Annotated in this window: 26 protein-coding genes; 12 read left to right on the top strand and 14 right to left on the bottom strand. The window is 72.5% G+C overall.

The window, feature by feature from the left end; all coding sequences use genetic code 11:
- Position 1: 1 nt before the first annotated feature.
- The 5 genes from ACZ7G1_RS13440 to ACZ7G1_RS13420 all read right to left on the bottom strand — a co-directional run bounded on the left by ACZ7G1_RS13440 (position 2) and on the right by ACZ7G1_RS13420 (position 4,087).
- Positions 2-904, bottom strand: coding sequence for an amino acid ABC transporter permease (locus tag ACZ7G1_RS13440; RefSeq protein WP_470871359.1), 903 nt, complete (start codon positions 902-904; stop codon positions 2-4).
- Positions 901-1,566: an amino acid ABC transporter permease gene (locus ACZ7G1_RS13435; RefSeq protein ID WP_470871361.1), complete on the bottom strand. Its 666-nt coding sequence runs from the start codon at positions 1,564-1,566 to the stop codon at positions 901-903. The genes ACZ7G1_RS13440 and ACZ7G1_RS13435 overlap by 4 nt, the downstream gene beginning before the upstream one ends.
- A gap of 10 nt (positions 1,567-1,576) precedes the next feature.
- The gene (locus ACZ7G1_RS13430; RefSeq protein WP_470871363.1) at positions 1,577-2,425 is read right to left on the bottom strand and encodes a glutamate ABC transporter substrate-binding protein; all 849 of its coding nucleotides are present in this window, start codon (positions 2,423-2,425) and stop codon (positions 1,577-1,579) included.
- A 43-nt stretch (positions 2,426-2,468) separates the two neighbouring features.
- Positions 2,469-3,224 (bottom strand): amino acid ABC transporter ATP-binding protein, encoded by a 756-nt coding sequence (locus tag ACZ7G1_RS13425; protein ID WP_470871365.1) that lies wholly within the window; start codon positions 3,222-3,224, stop codon positions 2,469-2,471.
- A 167-nt stretch (positions 3,225-3,391) separates the two neighbouring features.
- A complete protein-coding gene (locus ACZ7G1_RS13420) occupies positions 3,392-4,087 on the bottom strand; it encodes an alpha/beta hydrolase (protein ID WP_470871366.1) in 696 nt (231 codons plus the stop codon).
- 185 nt (positions 4,088-4,272) lie between these two features.
- Between ACZ7G1_RS13420 and ACZ7G1_RS13415 the strand changes: the two genes are divergently transcribed.
- Positions 4,273-4,731, top strand: a complete 459-nt coding sequence (locus tag ACZ7G1_RS13415) for a Crp/Fnr family transcriptional regulator (protein WP_470871368.1) — start codon at positions 4,273-4,275, stop codon at positions 4,729-4,731.
- Positions 4,732-4,809: 78 nt separating this feature from the next.
- Here the strand turns inward: ACZ7G1_RS13415 and ACZ7G1_RS13410 are convergent, their stop codons facing one another.
- Positions 4,810-5,478 (bottom strand): Tat pathway signal sequence domain protein, encoded by a 669-nt coding sequence (locus tag ACZ7G1_RS13410; RefSeq protein ID WP_470871370.1) that lies wholly within the window; start codon positions 5,476-5,478, stop codon positions 4,810-4,812.
- Between the two features lie 473 nt (positions 5,479-5,951).
- On the opposite strand from ACZ7G1_RS13410, the gene ACZ7G1_RS13405 reads away from it, so the two are divergent.
- From ACZ7G1_RS13405 to ACZ7G1_RS13380, 6 genes are all read left to right on the top strand, one after another.
- Positions 5,952-6,626, top strand: coding sequence for a TetR/AcrR family transcriptional regulator (locus ACZ7G1_RS13405; RefSeq protein ID WP_470871372.1), 675 nt, complete (start codon positions 5,952-5,954; stop codon positions 6,624-6,626).
- 196 nt (positions 6,627-6,822) lie between these two features.
- Positions 6,823-7,494, top strand: a complete 672-nt coding sequence (locus ACZ7G1_RS13400; protein ID WP_470871374.1) for a DUF6230 family protein — start codon at positions 6,823-6,825, stop codon at positions 7,492-7,494.
- 2 nt (positions 7,495-7,496) lie between these two features.
- Positions 7,497-7,943, top strand: coding sequence for a DUF6114 domain-containing protein (locus tag ACZ7G1_RS13395; RefSeq protein ID WP_470871376.1), 447 nt, complete (start codon positions 7,497-7,499; stop codon positions 7,941-7,943).
- A 170-nt stretch (positions 7,944-8,113) separates the two neighbouring features.
- Positions 8,114-9,451 (top strand): carboxyl transferase domain-containing protein, encoded by a 1,338-nt coding sequence (locus ACZ7G1_RS13390; RefSeq protein WP_470871378.1) that lies wholly within the window; start codon positions 8,114-8,116, stop codon positions 9,449-9,451.
- Between the two features lie 87 nt (positions 9,452-9,538).
- Positions 9,539-10,276: a nucleotidyltransferase domain-containing protein gene (locus ACZ7G1_RS13385; protein ID WP_470871380.1), complete on the top strand. Its 738-nt coding sequence runs from the start codon at positions 9,539-9,541 to the stop codon at positions 10,274-10,276.
- A 129-nt stretch (positions 10,277-10,405) separates the two neighbouring features.
- Positions 10,406-10,924, top strand: a complete 519-nt coding sequence (locus ACZ7G1_RS13380; RefSeq protein WP_470871381.1) for an SgcJ/EcaC family oxidoreductase — start codon at positions 10,406-10,408, stop codon at positions 10,922-10,924.
- Here the strand turns inward: ACZ7G1_RS13380 and ACZ7G1_RS13375 are convergent.
- The 4 genes from ACZ7G1_RS13375 to ACZ7G1_RS13360 form a co-directional block, all read right to left on the bottom strand.
- On the bottom strand, positions 10,887-12,320 hold the full coding sequence (locus tag ACZ7G1_RS13375) for a sensor histidine kinase (protein ID WP_470871383.1): 1,434 nt from the start codon (positions 12,318-12,320) through the stop codon (positions 10,887-10,889). The genes ACZ7G1_RS13380 and ACZ7G1_RS13375 overlap by 38 nt on opposite strands.
- Positions 12,317-13,075 carry a response regulator transcription factor gene (locus ACZ7G1_RS13370; RefSeq protein WP_470871384.1) on the bottom strand — a complete coding sequence of 253 codons (759 nt, stop codon included), beginning with the start codon at positions 13,073-13,075 and terminating at the stop codon, positions 12,317-12,319. The genes ACZ7G1_RS13375 and ACZ7G1_RS13370 overlap by 4 nt, the downstream gene beginning before the upstream one ends.
- Positions 13,076-13,136: 61 nt before the next feature.
- Entirely contained in the window at positions 13,137-13,628 is a 492-nt protein-coding gene (locus tag ACZ7G1_RS13365; protein WP_470871386.1) for an SAM-dependent methyltransferase, read from the bottom strand.
- 117 nt (positions 13,629-13,745) lie between these two features.
- Positions 13,746-14,129 (bottom strand): hypothetical protein, encoded by a 384-nt coding sequence (locus ACZ7G1_RS13360; protein ID WP_470871388.1) that lies wholly within the window; start codon positions 14,127-14,129, stop codon positions 13,746-13,748.
- A gap of 122 nt (positions 14,130-14,251) precedes the next feature.
- Here ACZ7G1_RS13360 and ACZ7G1_RS13355 point away from each other — a divergent pair, with 122 nt between their 5' ends.
- Positions 14,252-15,871, top strand: a complete 1,620-nt coding sequence (locus tag ACZ7G1_RS13355; RefSeq protein ID WP_470871390.1) for an FAD-dependent monooxygenase — start codon at positions 14,252-14,254, stop codon at positions 15,869-15,871.
- 14 nt (positions 15,872-15,885) lie between these two features.
- Here ACZ7G1_RS13355 and ACZ7G1_RS13350 read toward each other — a convergent pair whose 3' ends face one another.
- From ACZ7G1_RS13350 to ACZ7G1_RS13335, 4 genes are all read right to left on the bottom strand, one after another.
- Entirely contained in the window at positions 15,886-17,535 is a 1,650-nt protein-coding gene (locus tag ACZ7G1_RS13350) for a glycosyl hydrolase family 8 (protein ID WP_470871392.1), read from the bottom strand.
- A gap of 132 nt (positions 17,536-17,667) precedes the next feature.
- Positions 17,668-18,327, bottom strand: coding sequence for a 4'-phosphopantetheinyl transferase family protein (locus ACZ7G1_RS13345; protein WP_470871393.1), 660 nt, complete (start codon positions 18,325-18,327; stop codon positions 17,668-17,670).
- Positions 18,328-18,337: 10 nt separating this feature from the next.
- On the bottom strand, positions 18,338-18,583 hold the full coding sequence (locus ACZ7G1_RS13340; RefSeq protein WP_470871394.1) for an acyl carrier protein: 246 nt from the start codon (positions 18,581-18,583) through the stop codon (positions 18,338-18,340).
- A gap of 83 nt (positions 18,584-18,666) precedes the next feature.
- Positions 18,667-19,527 (bottom strand): class-II aminoacyl-tRNA synthetase family protein, encoded by an 861-nt coding sequence (locus ACZ7G1_RS13335; protein ID WP_470871395.1) that lies wholly within the window; start codon positions 19,525-19,527, stop codon positions 18,667-18,669.
- A gap of 341 nt (positions 19,528-19,868) precedes the next feature.
- Between ACZ7G1_RS13335 and ACZ7G1_RS13330 the strand changes: the two genes are divergently transcribed.
- The 4 genes from ACZ7G1_RS13330 to ACZ7G1_RS13315 are packed head-to-tail and all read left to right on the top strand — an operon-like array spanning position 19,869 to position 25,321.
- A complete protein-coding gene (locus tag ACZ7G1_RS13330) occupies positions 19,869-21,032 on the top strand; it encodes a phytanoyl-CoA dioxygenase family protein (RefSeq protein WP_470871396.1) in 1,164 nt (387 codons plus the stop codon).
- A complete protein-coding gene (locus ACZ7G1_RS13325; RefSeq protein WP_470871398.1) occupies positions 21,014-22,318 on the top strand; it encodes a DUF6271 family protein in 1,305 nt (434 codons plus the stop codon). Before ACZ7G1_RS13330 ends, ACZ7G1_RS13325 begins: the two co-directional genes overlap by 19 nt.
- The gene (locus tag ACZ7G1_RS13320) at positions 22,315-24,045 is read left to right on the top strand and encodes a condensation domain-containing protein (protein ID WP_470871399.1); all 1,731 of its coding nucleotides are present in this window, start codon (positions 22,315-22,317) and stop codon (positions 24,043-24,045) included. Before ACZ7G1_RS13325 ends, ACZ7G1_RS13320 begins: the two co-directional genes overlap by 4 nt.
- A gap of 1 nt (position 24,046) precedes the next feature.
- A complete protein-coding gene (locus ACZ7G1_RS13315; RefSeq protein ID WP_470871400.1) occupies positions 24,047-25,321 on the top strand; it encodes an MFS transporter in 1,275 nt (424 codons plus the stop codon).
- The last annotated feature ends 10 nt before the right edge of the window (positions 25,322-25,331 follow it).

The raw sequence follows: 25,331 nt of genomic DNA, 5'->3' as shown, positions 1-25,331 counted from the left end.
GTCAGGGCTTGTCCGGGTGGTCGCCGGGGGTGGCGAGGTCCTGGACGGCGTCGGTGGTGACGACGGCGCCGGTGGACTTCTTGGCGCGGCGGAGCCGGGATTCGAGCCAGGAGGCGAAGGTGGTGAGGGCGAGGTTGAGGGCGACGAAGATGACGGCGACGACGGTGAAGCAGGCGATGGTGTTGGCGCCGTAGTTGGCGCTCATGGGGCGGACGGAGGCCAGGAGTTCGGAGAAGCCGAGCATGGCGCCGCCGAGGGCGGTGTCCTTGACGATGACGACGAGCTGGCTGACGAGGGCGGGGAGCATGGCGGTGACGGACTGCGGGAGCAGGACGTACGTCATGGTCTGGCCCTTGCGCATGCCGATGGCCTTGGCGGCGTCGGTCTGGCCGGCGGGGAGGGCGAGGATGCCGGCGCGGACGACCTCGGCGAGCACGGAGGCGTTGTAGAGGACGAGGCCGGTGACGACCGCGTACAGGGGGCGGGTGTCGGGGCTGATGTCGGTGAACTCGGCGTACGCGGCGTTGGCGAAGAGCATGAGGATCAGGACGGGGATGGCCCGGAAGAACTCGACGACGGTGCCGGCCGCGAGCCGGACCGTGCGGTGGTCGGAGAGCCGGGAGATGCCGAGGAGGGCGCCCATGGGGAGCGCGATGACCATGGCGAGCGCGGCGGCGATCACGGTGTTCTTCAGGGCGGGCAGGATGTAGGTCTCCCACACGCGGGCGTCGGTGAAGAAGGGTGCCCACTTGGACCATTCGAGCTGGTTCTTGGCGGCGAGGCTCGCGACGACCCACCAGATCACGGCGGCGAAGCCGAGGACGAAGAGCAGGGTCCACAGCAGGTTGCGGCGCCGGGCGCGCGGTCCGGGGACGTCGTAGAGGACGGTCGGGGTGGTCTTCACCGTTTCACCGCCACCTTCTTGGCGATCCAGCCGAGCAGCAGTCCGGTGGGCAGGGTGAGGCAGAGGAAGCCGACGGCGAAGATCACGGAGATGAGGATGAGCTGGGCCTCGTTCTCGATCATCTCGCGCATCAGCAGGGCGGCTTCGGCGACGCCGATGGCCGCGGCGACGGTGGTGTTCTTGGTGAGCGCGATGAGGACGTTGGCGAGTGGTCCGACGACGGACCGGAAGGCCTGGGGGAGCACGATGATGCGCAGGACCTGGGGGAAGCTGAGGCCGATGGCGCGGGCCGCCTCGACCTGGCCGAGGGGGACGGTGTTGATGCCGGAGCGCAGGGCCTCGCAGACGAAGGCGCTGGTGTAGGCGGTGAGGCCGAGGACGGCGAGGCGGAAGTTGATGGTGGTGAACCGCTCGGCGCCCAGGCTGACGCCGAGGGTCTGGAAGAGGCCGAGTGAGGTGAAGACGATGATGACGGTGAGGGGGATGTTGCGGACGATGTTCACGTAGACGGTGCCGAAGCCCCGCATGAGGGGGACGGGGCTGACGCGCATGGCGGCCAGCAGCGTCCCCCAGACGAGGGAGCCGATCGCGGAGTAGACGGTCAGCTGGACGGTGGTCCAGAAGGCTCCCAGCAGGTCGTAGCCTTCGAGGAAGTCGAACACGGCCGGCTGCTCACTTGACGATGACGCCGATCTTCGGGGCCGGCTCGTTCTGGTAGCCGGCGGGCCCGAAGTTCTTCTTGACCGCGGCCTCCCAGGAGCCGTCGGCGACCATCTTCTCCAGGGCGGTGTTGATCTTCGCCTTGAGGTCGCTGCCCTTCTGGACGCCGATGCCGTAGTTCTCGTTGCTCATCTTGAAGCCGCCGAGCTTGAACTTGCCCTTGAACTCGGGCTGCGAGGCGTATCCGGCGAGGATCGAGTCGTCGGTGGTGACGGCGTCGATGACACCGTTCTCCAGGCCGGTCAGGCACTCGGAGTAGCCGCCGTACTCCTGGAGCTGGGCGTCGGGGGCGATCTTGTCCTTGACGTTCTGCGCGGAGGTCGAGCCGGTGACCGAGCAGAGCTTCTTGTTGTTCAGGTCGGACGGCTTCTTGATCGAGTCGTCATCGGCCCGGATCAGCACGTCCTGGTGGGCGAGGAGGTACGGGCCCGCGAAGTCGACCTTCTCGGCCCGCTTGTCGTTGATCGAGTACGAGGCCGCGATGAAGTCCACGTCGCCGCGCTGGAGCAGCGTCTCGCGGTCGGCGCTCTTGGCCTCCTTCCACACGATGTCCGAGGGGTCGTGGCCCAGCTGCTTGGCGATGTACGTCGCCACGTCGACGTCGAAGCCGGTGTAGGTGCCGTCGGGGGTCTTGAGGCCGATGCCGGGCTGGTCGTACTTGATGCCGATGGTGATCTTGTCGCCGCCGTGGTCGCGGGGCGCACCGCCCGCGGCGCCGTGGGCGAATCCGGCGGAGGTGAAGGAGAGCACGACGGCCGCGGCGACGGCCACGGTGGCCCTGCTGGTCCTGAGCGCGTTCATGTGGATCACCCCTGGGGGCTGCTGGTCGGCGGCGTCCGCGGGCTCAGTGGTGGAGGATCTTGGACAGGAAGTCCTTGGCGCGGTCGCTGCGCGGATTGCTGAAGAACTCGTCCGGGGTCGTCTCCTCGACGATCTTCCCGTCGGCCATGAACACGACCCGGTTGGCGGCGGAGCGGGCGAAACCCATCTCGTGGGTCACGACCACCATCGTCATGCCGTCCCTGGCCAGTTGCTGCATGACCTCCAGGACCTCGTTGATCATCTCGGGGTCGAGCGCGGAGGTCGGCTCGTCGAAGAGCATCACCTTCGGATCCATCGCGAGGGCGCGGGCGATCGCCACGCGCTGCTGCTGGCCCCCGGAGAGCTGCGCCGGGTACTTGTCCGCCTGGCTGGCGACACCGACCCGGTCCAGGAGGGCGCGGGCCCGCTGCTCGGCGGCCTTCCGGTCCTTCTTGCGGACCTTGATCTGCCCCAGGGTGACGTTGTCGAGGACGGTCTTGTGCGCGAAGAGGTTGAACGACTGGAAGACCATGCCCACATCGGCCCGCAGGGCCGCGAGTTCGCGCCCCTCGGCGGGCAGTGGACGTCCGTCGACGACGATCTCGCCCGCGTCGACGGTCTCCAGTCGGTTGATGGCCCGGCAGAGCGTGGACTTCCCCGAGCCCGAGGGCCCGATGACGACGACCACCTCGCCGCGGTGGATGGTGAGGTCGATGGACTGGAGGACGTGCAGGGTGCCGAAGTGCTTGTCGACGCCGCGCAGCACGACCAGCGCGTCACCACCGTCCGGGACGGGCATGGCACCCTCCTGGGTCACGCCCCCCGTTCTGCCGTCTCCCTCTCACGTTCATGCTCCGCCCTCCACCCCGCCCGCGCACGCCGGAGGGGGTGTACGGAGCGTGAGCACGGGTACGCGCGCGTGACGCCCCGTAGGGGTTCACGCGCGCGCGTGGGGCACGGCAGGGGTCAGCCGGTGGTCTCGTGCACCGCCTTCTCGATCAGGTCGCACACCTCGGCGGGCCGGGAGGCCAGCGAGGCGTGGCTCGCGTCGAGCTCGACGGTCGCCCGGGGGTTCATGCGCTGGGCCATGCGGCGCTCGTTGTCCGGGTGGATCATCCGGTCCTGGGTGGAGACCTGGTACCAGCACGGTTTGACCCGCCAGGCGGGCGCGGTGACCGTGTCGCCGAAGGTGGAGGCGAGCGGGGCCTTCTGCGTGACGGCCATGACGAGGGCCTCGTCCTCGGTGAGGTCCTGCGCGAAGCTCTCGTGGAACTTGTCCTGCTTGACCCAGAGGTAGCCGTCGGAGTCGGGCGCGATGTTCTCGAAGGCGGCCGGCGGGTGCTCCTGGGAGATCCCGCCGGGGCTCTCGCCCGCGTCGGGGGCGAAGGCCGCGATGTAGACCAGGGCCGTGACGTTGGGCAGGTCGCCCGCCTCGGTGATCACGGCGCCGCCGTAGGAGTGGCCGACGAGGACGACGGGGCCGTCGACCTGCCGGATCATCTTCCGGGTCCGTTCGGCGTCGTCGGCGAGGGAGGTGAGCGGGTTCTCGACGGCGTGCAGCCGGTCGTATCCGCGTCTCTTCAGCTCGACGATGACCTTGGCCCAGTGGGCGGCGCCGCCCCAGAAGCCGTGCACCAGGACGATCGTGGGCTTGTCTGCCATGGGTTCCGTACCGATCTGCGCGAGGGATGGATCCCGCCCCTGCTCCCGCCCCGTGACCCCCGCGGCCACGCTACGGGCGGGGCGGCAGGCCCGCACCTCCGGCGCGTCCTCGCGGCGGAGCCTGCGCGCCCCGGCGGCCTGGCGGACACTGGGGAGGGGAGCCGAGTGCGCGAGGAGGGTCCGCCATGAGCAGTGCCGCACCCAAGGTCAGCACGTTGCCGCCGGAGCACCGGGAGCGGCTGATGGCCTTCGCCGAGGACGTGTACTTCGATTCCGGTCACCGGCTCTTCGAGGAGCAGCAGCACGCCGACCGGTTCTGGATCGTGAAGACGGGCGCCGTGACGCTCGACGCGAAGGTGCCGGGGCGTGGTGCGCCCGTGATCGAGACCCTGCGCCACGGGGAGCTCGTCGGTCTGTCCTGGCTGTTCCCGCCGTATCTGTGCCAGTCGGGGGCCGAGGCGATGACGCCGGTGCGGGCGTACGAGTTCGACGCCCCGGCCGTCCGCTCGATGTGCCGCTCGGACACGGAGTTCGGCGCGTCGGTGACGTACTGGGTGGGCTCGATCCTGGCCCATCGCCTCCATGTGACCCGGGTCCGGCTCCTGGACCTGTACGCCCCGCACGGGAGCGGCATCCTCGCGTGAGCCCCGCCCCCTTCCGCGTACCGGGAAGGGGGCGGGGTGTGTGACCGATTCCTCGGTTCACGCGGGTGGTGTCAGTGGTCAGTTCACGAAGACGGCGGGGCTGCCGGCCTGGCTGGTGTCCTTCACGGGGCCGTACTTCGCGGAGAAGTAGCCGCTGGCCGGACAGGTGCCCGGTCCGCTCGTCTTGCTGAACAGCTGGTTGGTGAAGGTGAGCGAGTTGTCGGTGTTGGAGGGCGTGGCGGTGAGGCTCGTGGCCCGGTAGACGCAGGTCGTCAGGCCCAGGATGGTGTTGATCTTCAGGGTGGTCTGAATCGGGCCCGCCGCGCCCGCGGTGACGGTGAGCGCCCCGCCGGAGGTGACGGCGGCGTCGAAGGGCAGGTTGTTGACGGTGATGCTCTGGACGCCGGTCGCACCGACGATGTTGGTGGTGCAGCTGCTCAGGGTGTGACCGGTGACCGACTCGGTGGCGGTGCCGGGCGCGGCGGGGTTGCCGGTGACGGCGGCGGTGAAGGCCGAGGTGTTGCAGGTGATGCCGGTGCTGCCGCCGGCCGTGGTGGCGATCCGGGCCTGGGTCCCGGTGGCGAGCGAGGCGGAGAGGACGTCGCCGACGGCGACGGCGGTGCCGCCCGCGCCGCCGGTGGTGAGGACGTTCCCGGCCGCGGCGCCCGAGGCGCCTGCCTGGGCGGTCGCCGCCAGGGTGGCGGTGACGGCGAGCCCGATGGACACGAGGAGAGCGCGCTTGCGCATGGAGGTGCTTCCTTCCGTACGGAGTGGGGGTGCGGAACTCGGCTGTGCTCGGCGGTGCGCGTGGGTACGCGGGGAGTTCTGGGGCAGCGGGGACCGGCACGGGGGGTGGTGCCGGGCGCCGCACTGGGGAATGCCCGTGAAGGAGAGCCGGGGCGGCGAGGGCCCTCGGCCTGACGAGGTGGTGCGCGGCTCGGGGAACGGTGTGGCCGCTGTGCGAGTGCGTGCGCGGCGGTACGGAACGGTGTGCCGCTCCGCGGGGTGGTGTGCGGCCGCCGCCGGGACGATCCGGCGCCACGGATGTCCGGCAGCGGTGTCGCGAGAGGTGCGAGAGCGTGATACTCGGTGCGGTGCGCGGTGGGGGCGTCCCGTCCCACGGGGAGCGGCTCCACCGCCCGGTACGCCGAGAGGAAAACCCATCAGGGTTGTAATCCTGTCGAGTATGTGACGTCAACAACCCCGGGAGGATGTGGCCGATGACGAGTGCTCGCGGAACCGAGGATGATCTCGTCCTGCCGGGTGCCCGTTCGGGGCGCGAACCCGAGCGCTCGCTCCGCCCCGGACCGCGCCGCCTGACGCCGGAACAGGTGGCCTCGCGGCAGCGGGAGCGGCTCCTCGACGGAGTGGCGAGGACGGTCGCGGCGAACGGCTACGCGGGCGCGCGCATCAGTGACATCTGCCGGGCCGCCGGAGTGACCCGCCCGGTCTTCTACGAGCTGTTCTCCGGCAAGGAGGACGCCGTCATCGCGGCCTACCGGGGCGGCACGCAGCAGGTGGTGCGGGCCATGCGGCAGGCGTACGAGGAGGCCGGCGGCGCGGCGGTGTGGCCAGTCGCGGTACGGGCCGGGCTGCGGGTGCTCCTGACGCTGATGACCCAGACGCCGGCGTTCGCCACGATGGTGGTCGAGATCGAGTCCCTGGGCCCCGCGGGGCGCCGGGCCCGGGCCGAACTTCTGGCCAGTTTTCGCTGGTTCTTCACCGACGCCCCGCCGGGTCCCTCGTGGGTGCCCCGGGGCGAGCTGGTGGACATCGTGGTGGGTGCCGTGCACGCGGCGGTCCACCGGGCCGTCGACGAGGGGAGGTTCGCCGATCTTCCCCTGCTCCTCGACAGTCTGGTGCATGTCGTGGTGGCGCCCTTCACCTCCGAATGATCGATCGTCTGCCACCCAACAGGCCGTGAATGCAAGGGAGTTGACCCCGGGTAACACCAAGCCTTACGGTCCGAACGGTCCCCTGCGGCACGTCTGCCTCCGCACCACGCGAGGAAGACCCGGGCGGGTTGGGGGACGGTCCGCGCCAGGACGTCGCCGCGCAGGTCTGTTTCCTCACTCATGTCAGGAGCACCGCATGGCCCTGTCCAAAGGCACCCCCGAAAGCACCCCTGACGGGCACCCCGACTCCCCCGCGCCGGAAGAGGGTTCCGGCAGACGCGGCCGGGTCCGCTACCGCCGCGCCGCGATGATGGGCGGCCCCGCCCTGGCGATCGCCGCCACCCTCGTCGTCCTCACCGCGCAAGGGGCGCTCGCCGCCCAGTTCGCCATCTCCGGCATGCCGTTCACCGTCACCGCCGACTCCATGGAGGGCACCGGCTTCGGCCAGTTCGGCGCCCTCGACAACATGGCGGAGGGCAGCCCCAACGCCGGCGACACCGGCGGCCAGGTCCTGGTCATCGTCACCGCCATCCGCGAGGCGAAGCTCACCAACCTCTGTCAGAGCGTCGAACTCGGCGGCACCTACCTGCACATCACGGCCGGCGGCAAGGGCACGCCGGTCAAGGCCTCGGGCCTCACCACCGACTCCACCGACATCAGCGGCAAGCTCGCCGACTTCGACAACATCGAGATCGGCGGCGACGCGAGCACCTTCGACAAGCCGCCGGTGAAGGGTCCGCTCGGCTCCTTCGGCCAGCAGGCCGACACCGTCACGATCAAGGACCTCCGGCAGACCAACTACGCCACGACCGCCGTCCGCTTCACCCTGCCCGACCTGCACATGAACTTCAGCTCGAAGGGCTGCTGAGCATGGCGCGCGGCCGTCCCCGGCACCCCTGGCGGACCTTCCGGCGCTGGCGGCACCGCCGCCCCTTCGGCGCCGGTGTCACGCTCGCCCTGGGCGGGGCCGAGATCCTGCTGACCCAGCGGGCGAGCATCACCGTGATCCTCACGGCCGGAGCCGACAGCCTGGTCGGCTACGTGCTGCCCGCGCTCATGGTGATCTGCGGGCTGCTCGTCGTCCTCAACCCCCGCCAGCGGCTGTTCTACTCGGTCGTCGGAGTCCTCGCCTCCCTCGGGAGCTGGGTCACCTCCAACCTCGGCGGGTTCCTCGTGGGGATGATGCTGGGACTCATCGGCAGCTCCCTCGCCTTCGGCTGGCTCCCGGACCGGCCGCCGCGCGAGCGCCGGCTCTTCCGGCGCCGCCGCGGGCCGGGGCCGGCCGCGAGCCCGACGAAGACGCCCACGGCGGCCTGAGGCACGCGGCCCGGGAAGGACACCGGCTCCGCACTCGAACGCCGTACGCCCGCCCGGCCCGGCCCTCGCCGTGCCGGGCGGTACGGTGGGAACGCACGAACGGGCCGGTCCCCCGCACAGGCCCCGGACCCACCCGTACGCACACTCCGGCGAGGAGCGGCGAGGCCCCCATGAGCGACCCGAGGACCGCACGCGAGGCGATCGCGCTCGTGGCGGACGACTTCACCGAACTGCCCTACCCGGAGAAGCCCTTGGCGGGCGACGGGCCGATCGACTGGCCCGGCTACGCCGCCGCGCACGCCCGCGCGGCGGAGCGCACCGGGGAGACCGAGTCGGTGGTGTGCGGCACGGGCAGGGTGTGCGGGGTCCGGGTGGTCCTGATCTCCTTCGAGTTCCGGTTCCTCGGCGGTTCGCTCGGCGAGCGGACGGGAGCGCGGGCCGCGGCCGCCCACGAGCTGGCCCGCGCGCGCAGGCTGCCGGTGGTCGTGCTGCCCGCGACGGGCGGCAGCCGGATGCACGAGGGCATGCGGGCGCTGCTCCAGCTCCAGTACCTCGCCCGGGAGTCGGCGCTGACGCGGGCGGCCGGGCTGCCGCAGATCGCGGTCCTGCGGGACCCGACGACGGGCGGCGGCTGGGCGACCCTGGGCGCCGGGTCCGACGTGGTGCTCGCCCTGCCCGGGGCCCAGGTGGGCTTCGCCGGCTCGCGGGTACGGCCCTTGGACGCGGACCCGGCCGCGTACACCGCCGAGGCGCAGCTCGCGCACGGCCACGTCGACGCGATCGTGCCGCCGGACGAGCTGCGCGCGGTCCTGGGGCGCTGGCTCGCCCTGCTGACCCGGCCCGCCGAGGGCCCGGTCCCGCCGCCGCACGCGCTCTCCGCCCCGGGCGCCGAGCCCGCCGCGACCGGCCGCCAGGCCGTGGCGGACGCCCGGCACCCCGACCGCCCCCGGGCCCCCGCCTACCTGGACGCCCACTTCACCCTGCGCGAGGAGATCTCCGGGGACCGCTGCGGCGGCGTCGACCCGGGGATGCGCTGCGGCTTCGGCCGGCTCCCCGACGGCCGCACCGTCGCCTTCGCCGCCCAGTGCGGCACCGCGACCCGGCCCGCCGGCTTCCGTACCGCCGCGCGTCTGGTCCGTCTCGCCGACCGTCTGGGCATCCCGGTCCTCACCCTCGTCGACACCCCCGGCGCCGCCAACGACCCCGCGGCGGAACACGCCGGCGCCGGCCCGGCCATCGCCGACCTGTTCGCGGCCGTCGCCACCGCACGCGTCCCCCTCACCTCCCTCCTCATCGGCGAGGGCGGCTCCGGCGGCGCCCTCGCCCTCGCCGCGCCCGACAACCTCTGGGCCACGCCCGACAGCTACTTCTCGGTGATCGCCCCCGAACTGGCGGCCTCCATCCTGAAGCGCCCCCCGGAGGAGACCGACACGACGGCGGACCAACTCCGCGTACGCCCAAGGGACCTCCTGGACCTCGGGGTGATCCGGGGCATCGTGAGGCCCTGAGTCGCGGGACCGCGCCGGGCCCTTCGTCGCACGTCAGAGGCGGGAAACGGTTCGCGAACGCGGCCGGGGTTTGGCAACCTGTCCGCCATGACCCACGACCCCGTCGACCAGGCTCGACGTCTCGCGCACGCCCGTTTCCCCGACGCCCTCGCCGTGGTCCTCGCCGGTTCGACGGCCGCCGGCCGGGCCACCCCGGGCAGCGACCTGGACATCGCGGTCCTGGTGCCGGACGACGGCGAGTCGTACCGCGAGACGATCCGGTTCGAGGGGAGGGTCGTCGAGTTCTTCGTCCACACCCGGACCGGGCTCCGCGAACTGTTCGCCGCGGACGTCGCCGCCCGCCGTGCGGTGCTGCAGAGCATGTACGCCGACGGGCTCGTCCTCGTCGACCGGGACGGCGCCGCCGGCGAGGCCCGCGCGCTCGCCGGGGCCGACCTCCGCGAGGGACCGCGCCCGCTGGCCCCGGAGACCGTCGAGACGAAGCGGTACGGCCTGACGGACGCGCTGGACGACCTGGCGGACACGAACGACCGGTTCGAGCGGATCGCGGTGGCCGGGTTCGTCCTCGACGCCGCCGCCGACCTGCTGTGCGACCACCGGCGCGGGTGGCTCGGCAGCGGGAAGTGGCTGCCGCGGCGGCTGCTCGCGGCGGATCCCGAGCTGGGTGCCACCCTCCTCGACGGCCACCTCCGGCTCTGCGTCTCCGGCGACCCCACGCCGCTCTCCGACGCGGCGGGCAGGGTCCTCGATCTCGTCGGCGGCCCGCTCCGCGAGGGCTACCGGCGCGACTGGAAGGGCGTCATCGACTCGGTCGGCGCGCGCTGACGGCGATCCTTCCCGAGTCTTGGCCGGGCGCTTGACGTGCGCTGTACGGGGCTTAACCGGGGCGCAGCGAGAGTGACGGGACCCGTACGCGGCCGCGTACAGGGGAAGTCACTGATCGCAGGAGCTCCGATGAATCGTAGGCCCCGTATTCGCGCCGCCGTCGCGGGCGGTGTCGCCATAGCCGCGCTCGGCACCCTCGCCGCCGGGGTCGGGGTGGCCCAGGCGGGCGAGAAGGACCGCGGCGAGCGGCCCGGGCGGGTGAGCGAGCGGGAGATCGCCGGGCTGTTCGACCGGTGGAACGCGGCGCTGCGGAGCGGGGACCCGGAGCGGGTCACCGCGCTGTACGCCGAGGACGCCGTGCTGCTGCCGACCGCCTCGCCCCGCATCCGTACCGACCACGCGGAGATCGAGGACTACTTCGAGCACTTCCTGCAGAAGAAGCCGCGGGGCGAGAAGGTCCGCTCCGTGATCCACGTGCTCGACGGGAACTCGGCCATCGACGCCGGTCTCTACCGCTTCCACCTCACCGACCCGAAGACGGGTGTCACCAAGGCGGTCGACGCGCGCTACACGTACCAGTACGAGAAGCGGGACGGCACCTGGCTGATCGTCAACCACCACTCCTCGGTGCTGCCGGCCGAGGGCTGATCCGGCGCGGGGCGTCGGCGTCGGTGCGCAGTCCGATCCGGACGCACAGGCCGCCGCCGGGCGCGTCCCGCAGGGCGACCCGACCGCCGTCGTCGGTCACCAGCTGCTTGACGATGGCGAGGCCGAGGCCCGAGCCCGTACGGCCGGTGAGGCCCTGACCGCGCCAGAAGCGGTCGAAGGCGCGGGCCTGTTCGGCGGCGGACATGCCGGGGCCCTGGTCGAGGATCTCGAGGACGGCCTCCTCGGGGCCGCCGGTCTCCACCCGTACGGTGATCGTGCCCCGGTCCGGGGAGACCTCCAGCGCGTTCGAGAGCACGTTGTCGAGGACCTGGTCGAGGTTGCCCGGCCCCGCGAGGACCCGGGCCCGGTCGTCGGCGTCGCCGGTGAGGGCTAGGGTCACACCCCGCTCGTCGGCGGCCGGGCGCCACACGTTGAGGCGTTCCTCGACGAGCTCGCGCAGGGCCAGGGGTTCGGGCGCGGACACCTTCGCCTCGGCCCTGGCGAGCACCAGCAGGCCGTTGACCAGGCGGCTCATCCGTACGACCTCGGCGGTCGCCTGGTCGACGTCCTCGTGGACGAACTCGTCCTCCACGCCGTCGGCGATGTTGTCGAGGGAGAGCCGCAGGGCGGTGAGCGGGGTGCGCAGCTGGTGGGAGGCGTCCGCGACGAAGATGCGCTGCGAGGCGACGAGGGTGTCCAGGCGTTCCGCGCCCTGGTTGAGGGTGCGGGCGAGCGTCCGGGTCTCCTGGGGGCCGGTGACGGGCGAGCGGGCGGTGAGGTCGCCGTCGCCGAACTTGCTGGCCATGTCGTTGAGCTGGCGCAGCGGCTTGGTGAGGAGCCGGGCCACGATCGCGCCGAGCCCGGCGGCCACGGCGAGCACGCCGACCGCGAGGATCGCGCGGAAGCCCCAGATGCTCCACAGTCGGTCGGTGAGGTCCTCGGTCTCGTACCGGATGCGGACCGCGCCGACGATCCGGTCCCCCACGGCCCCGTTCCGCGCGTACACCGGCACGGTGACGACCAGCTCGGGACCCCACACCAGCCGCGACCCCCAGTCGACGGTGGTCCGCCCCTCCGTCAGCGCCCGGCCGAAGGCCGGGTCCTCCGGGTGGGCGGGCAGCGGAAGCGGCGGCACCGCGCTCCTGCCGTCGGCCGCCACCACCTCCACGGTCCCCGGCGTCTCGTCCGCGTACGCCCCCGCCATCCGGGCCAGCGCCTGCCGCGCGGGCTCGTCGCCGTCGCCGAGCAGCAGCGCCATCGTGGTGGCCTCGCGGCGTACGGACTCCTCGGTGTCACCGCGCAGTTGGGCGGTGAGCGTGAAGGCGACGGGCACGGTGAAGGCGGCGAGCGCGACCGCGACGAGGGCCACGTAGCTGACGATCAGCCGCTTGATCACGCGCGGTCCGCCGGCGTCCCGCCGGATCCGGCCTCCGCGACGGCCCCGGGTCCGGCCCCGTCTCCGGCCTCGGGTCCGCCCGACGGTTCCTCGGTCACCACGACCAGCCGGAAGCCCACGCCCCGGACCGCCTCGACGACCACCGCGCCCGCGAGCTTGCGCCGGAGCGCGGCCACGTGCACGTCGAGGGTCTTGGTGGGGCCGAACCAGTTGGCGTCCCAGACGGCTTCCATGATCTGTTCGCGGGACATCAGCGCGCCTGGTTCCTCGCTGAGGAAGGCCAGGAGGTCGTACTCCTTGGGCGTGAGCGCGACTTCGGCGCCGTCGAGGTGGACCCGGGCGGCCTTGCGGTCGACGGTCAGCCTGGTCCCGTACCGCTGCGGCCCCAAGGGCTGCTCGGCGGGGCGGACCCTGCGCATCACGGCGCGGATGCGGGCGATGACCTCACGGACGCCGAAGGGCTTGGAGACGTAGTCGTCGGCGCCGATCTCCAGGCCGACGACCCGGTCGGTCTCGTCGCTCCGGGCGCTGATCACGATGATCGGCACGTCCCCGCGCCGCCGCAGCGCCCGGCAGACGTCGAGCCCGTCGGTGTCGGGCAGCCCGAGATCGAGCAGCACGAGGTCGTAGGGGGTGGTGACGGCGAGGCCGGCCGTCCCCGTGGTCACCCACTCCACCTCGAACCCGTAGCGCAGAAGCCCGCGCCGCAGGGACTCCGCGACCGGTTCGTCGTCTTCCACCAGCAGTACACGCACGGGGAAACCCTAGTTCGAGTTCCGCGTGTCAGTTCACCACGGTCCGGGCCCGGATTCGGGCTCAGTAGTAGCGGCGCATGATCTCGTCGGCCCACTCCGGCTGCCCGGTCGCCCCCTGCGGGCCGAACTCCGCCATGTACGGCTTGATGTCGAGCACCGGTGTGCCGTCGACCGCGTCAAGTCCCCGCACATGGAGGTCGAGGCCGTCCGTGCGGATCAGCCGGCAGCGCGAGACGCCGAGGCGGTTGGGGCGGTTCTTGCCGCGCTGGGCGAAGATCCCGACGAGCGGCCAGTCCGTGTTGCCGCGCGGGTGACGCGCGCCGGTCTGGACGGCGTCCGGCCGCACCCGGTCGAAGTGGTAGACGACCTCCAGGTGGGAGAAGTCGTCGAGCCCCGCGACCGCCTCGGGACCGAAGACCTCGGCGTCGAGCCGGACGATCGACTCCACTTCGCCCCACTCGTCGTCCCGTACGTCCTGCCGTCCGCCGACGACATGCCCCACCGGGTACGACACGACCGTCGTCGGGGTGCGCCGCTCCTCTGCCGCTGCCATGGACTTCCTCGCTTCTCTCTCACGGGTCCCGTGGGATGTTCCGGCTGCCTGCCCGGCCCGGGGTGCGGCCGCGCCCCGGCACCGTACCTCCTCCGCCGCAGGCCCATCGAAAGTCCGTCAGATGCCGGGGCCGTACCCGGGATCGGGCTTCTGCGGCGGGTTCCAGCCGAGCGCGAGCCCCCAAAGGCCGAGCGCGACGACCGCCACGCAGACGAGCGCGGCCTGCCAGGGCCGGAGCCATCGGCCGGCCGCCGCGTAGGTCAGCGGCGGTACGACGAGACCGCCGCAGAGGATGAGCGGCAGTTCGAGGAGGATCACGCCCCAGTCCCTGGCGTGCGCCTCGAAGCCGCCGTCGATCGTGTACGCGGCCCTGCTCAGCGCGAACGCCCCCACGACCACGACCCCGGCGACGGCGAGCAGGCAGCCGACGGCGCTCTCCGCCCGGTCGCTCCCCCGCTCCTCGCCGTCGTGCCCTTCCCCGTGTACTGGGTTCTCGCTCATGCCGGTGACGGACGCCGGACGGCCCCGCCCGGTTCCGCCGCGCGCTCGCCGCACGGGCGGGGGCGGGTGACGATGGACGTACGGGGACACGAACGGAGACCGGGCAGCACCGGGAGGCATCGATGGCCCACTCCTCCGACGCCACCGACGTGCTGGTCGTGGGCGCGGGCCCGGTCGGCCTGAGCGCCGCCGCCGAGCTGCGCCGCAGGGGCGTGCGCTGCCGGCTCGTGGACCGGCTGCCGGCCCGGCTGCCGTACGCCAAGGCGGTCGGGGTCCAACCGCGCACGCTGGAACTCTGGGACCGGATGGGACTGGTCAGGGACGTCCTCGAAGCCGCCGTTCCGCTGCGCGGGCAGCTGATCTACGTCGACGGCCGGGAGCGGGCGAGGATCGACCTCTCCCTCCCGCCCGAGGTGCCGTACGGCTTCGCCGCGCTGCCGCAGTACGAGACCGAGCGGCTCCTCGAGGCGTACGTGGCCCGGCTCGGCACGCGCGTCGAACGCGGCACCGAACTGCTGTCCTTCACCCAGGACGAGGACGGGGTCACCGCACGGCTCCGCACCGCCCCGGGCACGGAGGAGGAGCTGCGGGTCCGGTATCTGATCGGCTGCGACGGCGCCCACAGCGTGGTCCGCAAGACCCTGGGCCTGTCCTACGAGGGGTCCGCGTTCCCGGAGACGTACATGCTCGGCGACGTCGAGGCCGACTGGGACCTGCCGCCCGGGTACGCCGTACGCTCCAGCCGCCCGTCGCCGGACGGCGACGGCGACGACCTCCTGGTGTGCGTCCCGCTGCCGGGGGCGGGGCGCTACCGCATGTCGATGAAGGCCCCGCCGGACACCGCCCCCCGGGAGGGCGCCGGGGACGGTGTCGCGCACGGTCTGGAGGGCAACGGCCCCGGTCTGGCAGAGCTCCAGGACGTCGTCGACCGTCTGGCGCCCCGCCCGGCGCGGCTGTCGGCGCTGCGCTGGTCGTCGGTCTTCCGCATCAGCCACCGCATCGTCGACCGCTACGGGGAGGGCCGGGTGTTCGTCGCGGGCGACGCGGCCCACATCCACCCGCCGGTCGGCGCCCAGGGCATGAACACCGGCGTCCAGGACGCCGGAAACCTCGCCTGGAAACTCGCTCTCGTCCTGCGCGGCGAGGCCGGGCCCGCCCTCCTGACCAGTTACGACGCCGAGCGCCGCCCGGTCGGCGAGGAGGTCGTGGGCCGCACCGTCCGGCATGCCACCCAGGGCATGGAGACCGGCCCCGACCTGCGGCACACGCGGATGCTCCGCGAGGCCCAGCTGCTCGTCGGCTACCGGGGCGGCCCGCTCTCCGGGACCCCGTACGGCCCCGACGAGGCACCCCAGCCGGGCGACCGCGCCCCGGACTGCGCGGGCCTGACGACCCCGATCGCCGGGTATCCGCTGCGCCTGCTCGACGTGCTGCGCGGCCGGACCGGGCACGTGGTGCTCCTGTACGGGTCCGAAGCGGCCGTACTGGCCCGGGCGGCCGATCTCGCCCGGGCCTCGGGCGACCTGTTGCCGCCGCTCGCCGTACTCGCCCGGGAGGCTCCGGACGGAGCGGCCCCGGGCGCCGTCTACCGCGACGCCGCCGGGGAGTTCGCACGGCTCTACCTCCCCGACGGCGCGACCGGCTTCGTGGTCCGGCCCGACGGACAGCTCGGCGCCCGGTTCCCGCTCGACGGCACCGGGGCCGCGCTGTCCGCGTACCTCAGGGGCCTGTCCGTCCCCTGAGGTCGCGAACTGGCCTACGGGACCCAGTGGTTGCCCGAGACCGTGATCATGACCTGGAGCTGGATGCTCGCCGAGAAGTAGCTGCTGGTGTCGACCGGCGTGGCCAGCATCTTGTTCCAGAGGGCGTCGAGCCAGGCCTGGCTGCCCGAGTCCGTCATCGCCGCCACGGCGAAGGGAGCGAAGTAGGCGGCCTCGCTGCCCGAGGAGATCTGGGTGCCGTTGAGCTTGTAGCCGATGGCGATCTTGTTGGGGTCGCCGCCGGTCTTCGACTTGATCCAGCCGTTGAGCTTCCGCGCGGCCGCGAGCGAGGTGGAGTCCCCGCTGGTCACGGCGTCGTCGGCGATGCGCCACGGGGTGCGACAGGCGTTCCACCAGTACGCGCCGTCGTTGGGGTCCTCAAGGACCTGGCCGGGGGCCGGCTTGGGGGTGGTGTTGGTGTCGACGACGAAGTCGGGCAGCAGGCCGGTGTTCGGGGCGTAGGTGGACTGGAGCCGGGAGATCTGGGTCTGGTGGGCGCTGCGCACACCGTCCCAGGTGGTGTCGCCGGAGGCCGTGCGGAAGGCCCGGAAGTGGTCGACCATCCAGTCGGACGTCCGGCTGATCCAGTAGTACTGGTCGCCGGAGCTGCTCCAGTCGCCGAGCTTCAACAGCTTGGTCGTCGGGTTGAGTTCGTCCTTCTTGATCGCGGCGATGTGCTTGAGCGCGAGGTCCTTGTAGTTGTACGTGCCCGCGCTGCCCCACTGCTTGTCGGCGAGGAGCAGGCCGTAGGCCACGTCCATGTCGCCGTCGGTGGCGCCGTCACCGCCGTTGACGCTCTTGCAGGCGACGTCCTGTTCGGCGGCGAGCAGGTTCGGGTTGACGGAGGACGGGTGGTCGATCTTCCACTTCACCAGACCGTCGAAGATCTTCTTCGCGTCCGGGTCGGCGCCCGCCATCGTGGCGGTCACGACCATGCCGTAGCCCTGGGCCTCGGCGACGTACGGGTGGTCGGCGTCCGGCGAGATGATCTGGTACCAGCCGTTGCCGCAGTTCTGCCGGACGAACGCGGCCTTCCACTTGTTGTAGTACTCGACGACCTTCTGGTCGGTCGTCGCCTGCGACCCGGACGGCTTCAGCATGCCCGCCGCGTACGGCTTGAGGTGGCTGCCGAACGGCACCGCCGTCCCACTGCCTCCCCCGCCCCCGCCGGACGGCGCCCCGTACACCTCGAACTCCCAGAGCGAGTACCCGTACGGCGTCCCCCGCCCGGTCCCGTACATCCGCACGTACCGGCCGCTGCCCGAGACCGTCAGGTCGTCGGTCGCCCCGTCGCCCGCCGTGGTCGCGTACACATCGCTCCAGCTCGACCCGTCGGCCGAGGTCTGGATCCGGTACGCCTTCCCGTACGCGGCCTCCCAGTTGAGCTTCACCCGCGAGATCGTGTGGTTCGCCCCGAGGTCCACCCGGATCCACTGCGGGTCGACACCCTCCGCGCTCGCCCACCGCGTCGCCGTGTTCCCGTCGACGGCCAGGCCCGCCCCGAACGCCGACGTCTCCACCGACGACGCCGTCACCGCCTTCCCCCCGGACACCAGCCCATCCGCGGCCTCCGCCTGCGGCATCACCGAAAGCGGCACCGCCAACAACCCCGCGAGCCCGAGAAGCGAGGCACTTCGTCTCCGCATGACAACACCCTTTCTCGCCCTGCCCAATGGATAGGAAGCGTTCCTAACCATTGGCGGAGACTAGAGAGCCCCAAGTGACCGCGCAAGACCCCTGACACAGCCACCACGTAAGGATGTTGTGCGCGCCTTCCCCTACCTCGGCCTCTGCGCGCCCCCCGCAAGGCCGGGTATCGGGGCGAGAACGGTGACCGGCGCGGCGCCCGCGACGGCGGTGACGGCGGCGCGTTGGGGGTCGGTCCATTCGCGGACGGGGAGGGAGGGGTCGCCGGCTTTGAAGAGGGCTTCGTGGCGGACCCAGAGGGGGAGGAGGGCGGTGTCGGGGGCGGGGCTCGCGAGGGCGGCGTCGAGGGCGGCTTCGGGGAGGAGGCGGCGGAGGACGGGGAGGGGGCCCGGGCGGCGCGAAGAGGGTTCGACGTCGATGCCGACGGGACCCGGGCCGATGACGGCGGCGACGAGACCGTCCGCGTGGCTCATGCTGAGGCCGAGTTCGGGGTGGCCCGGGAGGTAGGGGCGGCCGTGCCCGGCCTGGCCGCAGGTGGGGCAGGACTGGGCGGGCGTGGCGGCGGGCAGGGGCCGGCCGGTGAACGCGGCGACGCAGAGGCGCAGCAGGAGCCGGGCCGCGAGGACGTCGTCGCGGCGGGACGGCAGGCGGATCGGGGCCAGCCGCCGTGTCTCCCACGGCGCGAGCAGCCCCTCGTGGAGCTCGGGGTGGGACAGGACTTCCGCCGTGGTGGCCAGGGCGGCGAGGGCGGGCCGGTCCGGGCCGGGCGGCGCGGGGTCGCCGCCCGTCACGGGTGCTCGGTCATCCGGCGGCGGCCGGTGCGGCGGGGTCCAGGAAGCGGGCCTTGACGCGGTTGAGGGTGCGGAAGTCGTCGATGGTGACCTCCTGGAGGTCGATGGAGTCGCCGGACATGTCCTCAAGGAGGTCGATGAACTCCAGGAAGTCCATGGAGTCGATGAGCCGGGCTTCGATGAGGTCCTCGTCGGCGTCGATCGGGCCGTCGAGGCCGGGGTTCTTCTCGTGGAGCCAGTCGGTGATGCGTTCCATGGTGCGGGGTCGCTCCTGTTCGGTGGCGCTGGGGTGGTGGGGTGGTGGGGCCCGGAGTGCGGGGCCGGGGGGACGGGCTCGGGTCAGAGCGCGGCGGCGTCGCGGAGGCGGGCGAGCGCGGCTTCCGGGGTGCCGTGGGCGAGGAGCATGGCGTGGACCCAGCGTTCGACACCGAAGGCCACGCAGGCGCTGTAGGCGGGGCCGTGGGAGCCGGCGCGGATGTCGAGGCGTTCGCCGAAGAAGTTGCGGTGGCGGTTGACGGAGGCGATGGCGGTGCCGTCGGGGGCGCTGAACTCGTGCTTCACCGGGTCGAGGGCCATGAGGCGGGCGCGCGAGCCGCCCTTGTCGTAGAAGGGGTCGTCGGCGGTGGCGCGGGTGAGGACGAGGCCGAGGCGGCCGGCCAGCTCCTGGATGAACTCGGCGCCGCCTTCGAGGTGCTCGACGGCGCCCTGCTTGGTGCCGAGGTAGAGGACCTCGCGCATGTGGAAGCCCCACAGGCGGCGCAGGCCGTCGTAGTGGGTCTCGTTGCGGAAGCAGCGGCCGGCGGCGGAGAGGCGCAGGCCGTCTTCGCCGACGTCGCGGCCCTCCAGGGAGAGCAGCAGCCCGTAGCAGGTGGCGGACGGCAGCAGGTATCCGGTGGGCGTGAGCGGCAGTCCGCCCGGCTGTTCACCGGCCGCGAGGCCGTCGAGGGCCTCGGGGGTGAAGCGGCCGGCGGAGACGCCGAGGTGGGGGAAGTTACGGAAGAAGTCCAGGCGCGCGAGGCTCTCGACGGAGAGCAGCGGCGGCCCCGTCACCTCCGGCGCGGAGAGCCGCCCGGCGAGACCGGTGAGGAGCTCGTCCAGGCCGCGCAGCAGCGCCGTGTGGGCCGGGTCGAGCGTGATCAGGCCCGCACCGGGGTTCTTGAGGCCGCCCACGGGCAAGGCCGTGGTGCCGGGTGTGCTCATGGAAACCGCTCCCTCTGGGCGTGGACGAACAGTCGGGGGCTCGGGAGGCCGGAAGGACGGCGGACGGGCCGCCGGAGCCGGCGGGGCGGCCGAAGCGCGCGTCACGGCAGAGCCGCCTGACGGCCCGTCACTTTCCGGGCCGCGCACAAGGACCCTAGGACAGGCGTTCGCGACTTGTCTAGACCAAAGTTGGCCCATCGAGAACCGGCCCGACGCTCCCTCACGACCCCTTTATCCCGTACGAATGCGACACAACTCCGCATGTCCACACCCCACTTGACAGGACATATGGTCTACACCAATTCTTCTGGACGACATGGCCCAAGGACCGGAGGGACCCCATGACGACACCCGCCGCAGACCGCCGCCCGCGCCGCCCTTACCTCCACCGCGCGGCATCCGACCGCCCGTACTTCAGCGCCGACGGCGAGTCCTACCTGGCGCAGACGACGCTGCGGGAGCTGGAGAAGTCACGACCCCTCCGCGTCCTGTCGGAGCAGGACTTCGCGCACTGGCAGACGTACGGATACGTCGTCGTCCGGGAGGCCATCCCGGCGGAGGCGGCGCGCGCGCTCCTCGACTTCACCTGGGAGTTCCAGGGGCTCGACCCCGAGGACCCGGAGAGCTGGTACGCGGACCGGCCGTTCCGCTCCGAACTCGACGAGCAGCTCCACGTGTACGGCTTCGTGGAGGCGTACCACCACCAGCTCCTGTGGGACAGCCGGCAGGCCCAGCGCGTGTACGACGCCTTCGTCGACGTCTGGGACTGCGAGGAACTGTGGGTGACCCTCGACCGGCTGAACCTCAACCCGCCCAATGTCCGCAACCGCGACCGCGCCCTGATCGACAAGCGTGACCGCGGCTTCGACATCGAGCTGCACTGGGACATCGACACCACGCTCGGCGTCCCGCCCCAGCGCGTGCAGGGCATCATCGCGCTCAACGACACCCGCCCCGAGACCGGCGGCTTCCAGTGCGACCCGGAGCTGTTCCGGCGCTTCGAGGAGTGGAGGCCCGGTCAGCCGGCCGACCGCGACCCCCTCCGCCCGGACGTCGACCGCTCCGAGTTCCCCGTCGTACGGCCCGAGTTGCACCCCGGCGACCTGCTGATCTGGAACGGTCTGCTCGCCCACGGCGTGGCCCGCAACGTCTCGGCCGACGGCGTACGGGCCGTCCAGTACCTGTCGATGATGCCGGCGCTCGAAGAGCACGAGCGGCTGCGGAAGTCCCGCGTCGACTCCTGGCGCCATCTGCGCACCCCGCGCTGGAACCGCACCCTCGTCGGCGACCCGGTCCTCCACGAGTCCAAGCGCTACCCCACCGCCGAACTGACCGACCTGGGCAGCCGGCTCCTCGGACTCACCTCCTGGAAGGACGCCGACGGGACCACCCCGACCACCGCACCCCCCGCGGCCGCCGCCGCCACCGCCTCCGCCACCTCCACCTCCACCTCCTCCACCGCCTCCGCGCAGAGCGGAGAGCCGGCGTGCGCCGCGTCTGCCTGACCCTCCCCACCAACCGCGCCTGCGCGGACACCATCGCCGCCGTCGCCGAGGAGGCCGCCTACGGCGCCGCCCACTTCGACGTCGAGGTACGGCTCCTGATCCTGGACTCCTCCGAAGCTCCGGTACTCGCCGCACACCGCGCGGCGGTACGGGCACTCCCGCCGGCCCCGGGCGTCGTCGTCCACCACCTCGACGAAGCCGAACAGCGCTCATTCCTCGCGGAGTTGATCGGCACCTCAGGGGTCGAGCACCCCGATCGGGTGCTGGATGTGATGCTGCCGGACGCCGTGTCCTACGGCGCCTGCACCAACCGCGCGTTCCTCATCGCGGAGGCCCTGGGGTGCGCCTCGGTGCACCGCAGGGACTCCGACAGCCGCTATCAGCAGCTGGAGGGGAAGCCGGTCTTCCCGCTCCACCACGAGCTCGCCTCGCTCGGGCGGCGGGCGGCCGACGTGACGGGGCTCGTGACCCGAAGCCGGCTCGACCCCGCCTGTGCGGAACGGCCGGTGGCGATGGTCGGCGGTTCGTTCGTCGGCGAGATGTCCGTGGACGTCGAGGAGATCCGGCGGCTCGAACCCGCCGTCTACCACGACGTCATCGGCCTCTCGATCCCCGACGGCTATCCGGAGATCTGGCGCGCCAACCTGATCGAGGAGTCCTTCCGGGGCGCCGGCACGGCCGCGTTCACCGCCGACCGGACGACGCTGACCAACGTCAGCCCCACCCGGGTCGACATGTGCAACATCGGCTTCGCCCGCGAGGTCTACGGCCGCGTCCCGCTCCCTCCGGCGACGGACACGATCGGCAGCGACTACTTCCTCATCCACCTGGTCCACGACGCCCGGCTGCCCGGCGTGCTGCACAACCGGCACATCGTCAACTACCACACCGAAGAGCGGCGTTCGGACCAGGGCTTCCGCGCCTACCAGCTGCGCTTCGCGAAGTTCCTCCTGTCGACGGCGTACTTCAACGACGTGCACGCCCGGATGACGGCGGCCGGCGACACCCTGCTCGACGACGGCGGACACGTCCGCGCCGCCGCCGTCGCCGCGTTCGTCCGCGACAGCACCCGGATCGACCGCGCCGGGAACACCGAACGGCTCGACGTGCTCGACCGCTCCTACCGCAAGCTCGGCGGCCGGTACTCCGAGGCCGCCGACGTCCTCGCCGCCCGCGCCGACCGGCTCCTCGACGAGGCCCGGCGGGACATGGAGGAGTTCGCCCTCCTCATCGACGCCTGGGATCCCCTCGTCCGCTCCGCGCACTCCGCGAAAGGCATCGCATGAGTACCGTCACCGTCCCCTACCGGGGCGGCGAGGCGCGCCGGGGCCCGGTCACCATGGGCCAGGCCAACATGATCCGCTGCATCCTGCGCGACGAGCCGGTGCAGATCAACATCCACGACGTGTGGCCGGTGCCCGCCGGGACACGTACGGACACGGCGATCGACGCGCTGCGCGCCCTGGTCGTACGGCACGAGGCGCTGCGCACCACCTTTCCCGCCGCACCCGACGGGGGCGTGACGGGAGAGCAAGTGGTGACTGACGAAGGAGAGTTCGACGTCACGATCCTCGACCACGAGGAGCTGCCGTCCGAACCGGCCGCCTACGCCGACGCGTTGGCCCGTGCGGCGCGCTCCGACCGCTTCCACCTCGACCGGGACTTCCCGCTGCGGGTGACCTTGGTGGCCGAGGCCGGTGCGCCGGTGTTCCTCGCGCTGGCGGCGAGCCATGCCGTGACCGATGTGGGCGCCCTGTCCGTCCTCAGGGAGGAGTGGCTGGCGCTGCTCGCGGGCGAGGCCCTGCCGGACGTCACCGCCGCCACGCCGCTCGACCTGGCCGCCGAGGAGGCGACGCCGGGCGGCCGCCGCAAGTCCGGTGCGTCGCTCGCCCATTGGGAGCGGATCATCCGGACCGGGCCGCAGGCGATGTTCGCCGAGCCGGGGGCCGAGGGGACGGACGTACCGGCGCCGAGTCTGACCTTGAGGTCGCGGCGGGGTGCGCGGGCGCTGGCCGGGGTGGCGGAGCGCACGGGCGCCATGCCCGCCACGGTCCTGCTGACCGCCTGGTGCGCGCTGGTCGCCCACCGGGCCGGGCAGAGCGCCTGCGTGACGGCGGTGCCGACGTCGAACCGGTATCACCCGCGGCTCGCCCGCTCGGTGAACACCCTGTCGCAGGACGCGCTGCTCTGCCTCGACCTGCGGGTCCCGACCTTCGACGCGCTCCTCGCCAAGGCGTGGGGGGCGGCGCTCAACGCGTACCGGCACAGCCAGTTCGACGCGGTGGCGCTGTGGGACATGATCGGGCGCACCACCTTCGAGCGCGGCAGCGCGTTCGCCCGCGACGTCGTCTACAACGACGTGAGCACGCTCCCCGCGAGCGGCGGGGACACACCGTCCGACCCGGCGGACCCGGCGGCGGACTCCTGGCCGGACTTTGAGCTGAGCTGGGGGCCGGAGCAGGTCCTGCCGACCCGTCTCCTCACCTTCGTACACCGCACGGACTCCCTCCTGCGGCTCTCGCTGTGGGCGGACCCCGCGCTGTTCCCGCGCGACGCGGCGGAGGGTTTCCTCACCGGTCTGGTACGCCTCCTGGAGGCGGCCGCCGACAAGGACGTGCCGCTCGCCGCGCTCGCCGAGGTGACGGGCGTCGACCCGGTCGAGCGCGGCGCGGAGTGGAGCCTCGTGGACGGGTCCTGGGTCTCCCGCCCCGCCGTGGCGGAGGCCTTGAGCGGGGCCCTCGGCGGGATGCCCGTACACGTCGCCGAGGACGCGTCGCACGAGGACGGGGGCGGGCGGCCGCACCTCACGGCGTTCGTCGCCGCCGGCGGCGCCCCGCTGACACCGGCGGAGGCGCACGCGGCGCTGATGGACACCCTGGCCGGCCGTCCCGGAGTACTGGCCCCGCGCCGGTACGTGATCGTCGAGGACGCGCCGGCGGACGGCGGAGCGAGCAGCGAGTGGCTGCGGCAACGGATATCGACGGAAGGGACCGGCCGCGACCGGCGGATGTGACATGACGATGGATGACCTGACCGTCCGGCCCAAGCCGGACGCCCTTCCCAGCCCCTGGCGTTCCGGCCGGTTCCGGCGCTTCTTCACCGCCCGCAGCACGTCGCTGCTCGCCGACGGCATGCTGATGGTGTCGATCACGACGACCGTCCTCGCCGCCGGGTACGGCGCCGGGGGCGTGGGGTACACGCTGGCGGCGTGGATGGCCCCGATCGTGCTGCTGATCCTCTTCGGCGGCGCGCTGGCCGACAAGTTCACCCCGCAGGTGATGATGGTCGGCGCCGACGCGGTGCGGATGGCGACCATGCTCACGCTCGCCGCGCTCCTCGCGGGCGGTGAGGTACGGCTCTGGCACGTGATGGCGCTGATGGCCGTGAGCGGCGCCGCCACCGCCATGTTCCAGCCGGGCCTGGCGGCGCTGGTCCCGCAGGTCGCCGAGGACATCCAGCGGGCCAACGCGCTGCTGCGGATCTCCGAGGCGATCTGCACTCTCCTCGGTCCCGGTCTCGCCGGGCTCCTCGCGGCCTACTGGGACGTGGCCGGCTCGTTCCTGGTCATCGCGGCGGCCTACGCGATCAGCGCGCTGGGGCTCCTTTCGCTGCGGCATCTGAGCGCCGCGCCGGAGGACGGCGACGAGAGCGACGACTCGCTGCTGCGGCGGCTCGCCACCGGCTGGCACGAGTTCCGGTCCCGCTCCTGGCTCTGGGGCGTCATCGTCGTCTGGGCCGTCTACGGGCTGTTCGTCTTCGGCCCGTCGGTGCCGCTCACCGCCGCCCTGCTCACCGAGCAGCACGGGGCCGGCGGCTACGGCTGGATCGCGTCGGCGGACGGCGCGGGCACCATCGTCGGGGGACTGCTCGGCATGCGGGTCCGGCCCGCCCGGCCGCTCGTCGCGGGAGCCTGCGCGATGTTCTTCTTCACCCTCAACCCGCTGGCGCCCGCGCTCGGCTGGTCGTTCACCGTCACCGCGCTCACCGGCGTGATCGCGGGCTGCGGCTTCGCCTTCTGGGGCGTGATGTGGGCGACCAGTGTCCAGTCCCACATTCCGCTGGCCGTCCTCAGCCGCGTCTCCGCCTACGACATCGCCGGCTCCATCATGGTCATCCCGCTCGGCCGGGTGCTCGCAGGACCGGCGGCCGAGTCCTTCGGCGCCGACCGCGTCCTGCTCTTCTCCTCCGTCATGGGCGTCCTCTGCCTCTGCGTCATGCTCGCCATACCGGCGATCCGCGGCCTCGGCAGGGCGCCCGCCGAGAAGGCAGCGGATCCGGAAGGGGCGTGAGGCCTGGGGG

The organism is Streptomyces sp. NPDC037273 (assembly GCF_055603625.1).
This window is presented reverse-complemented; position numbering and strand designations above follow the sequence as displayed.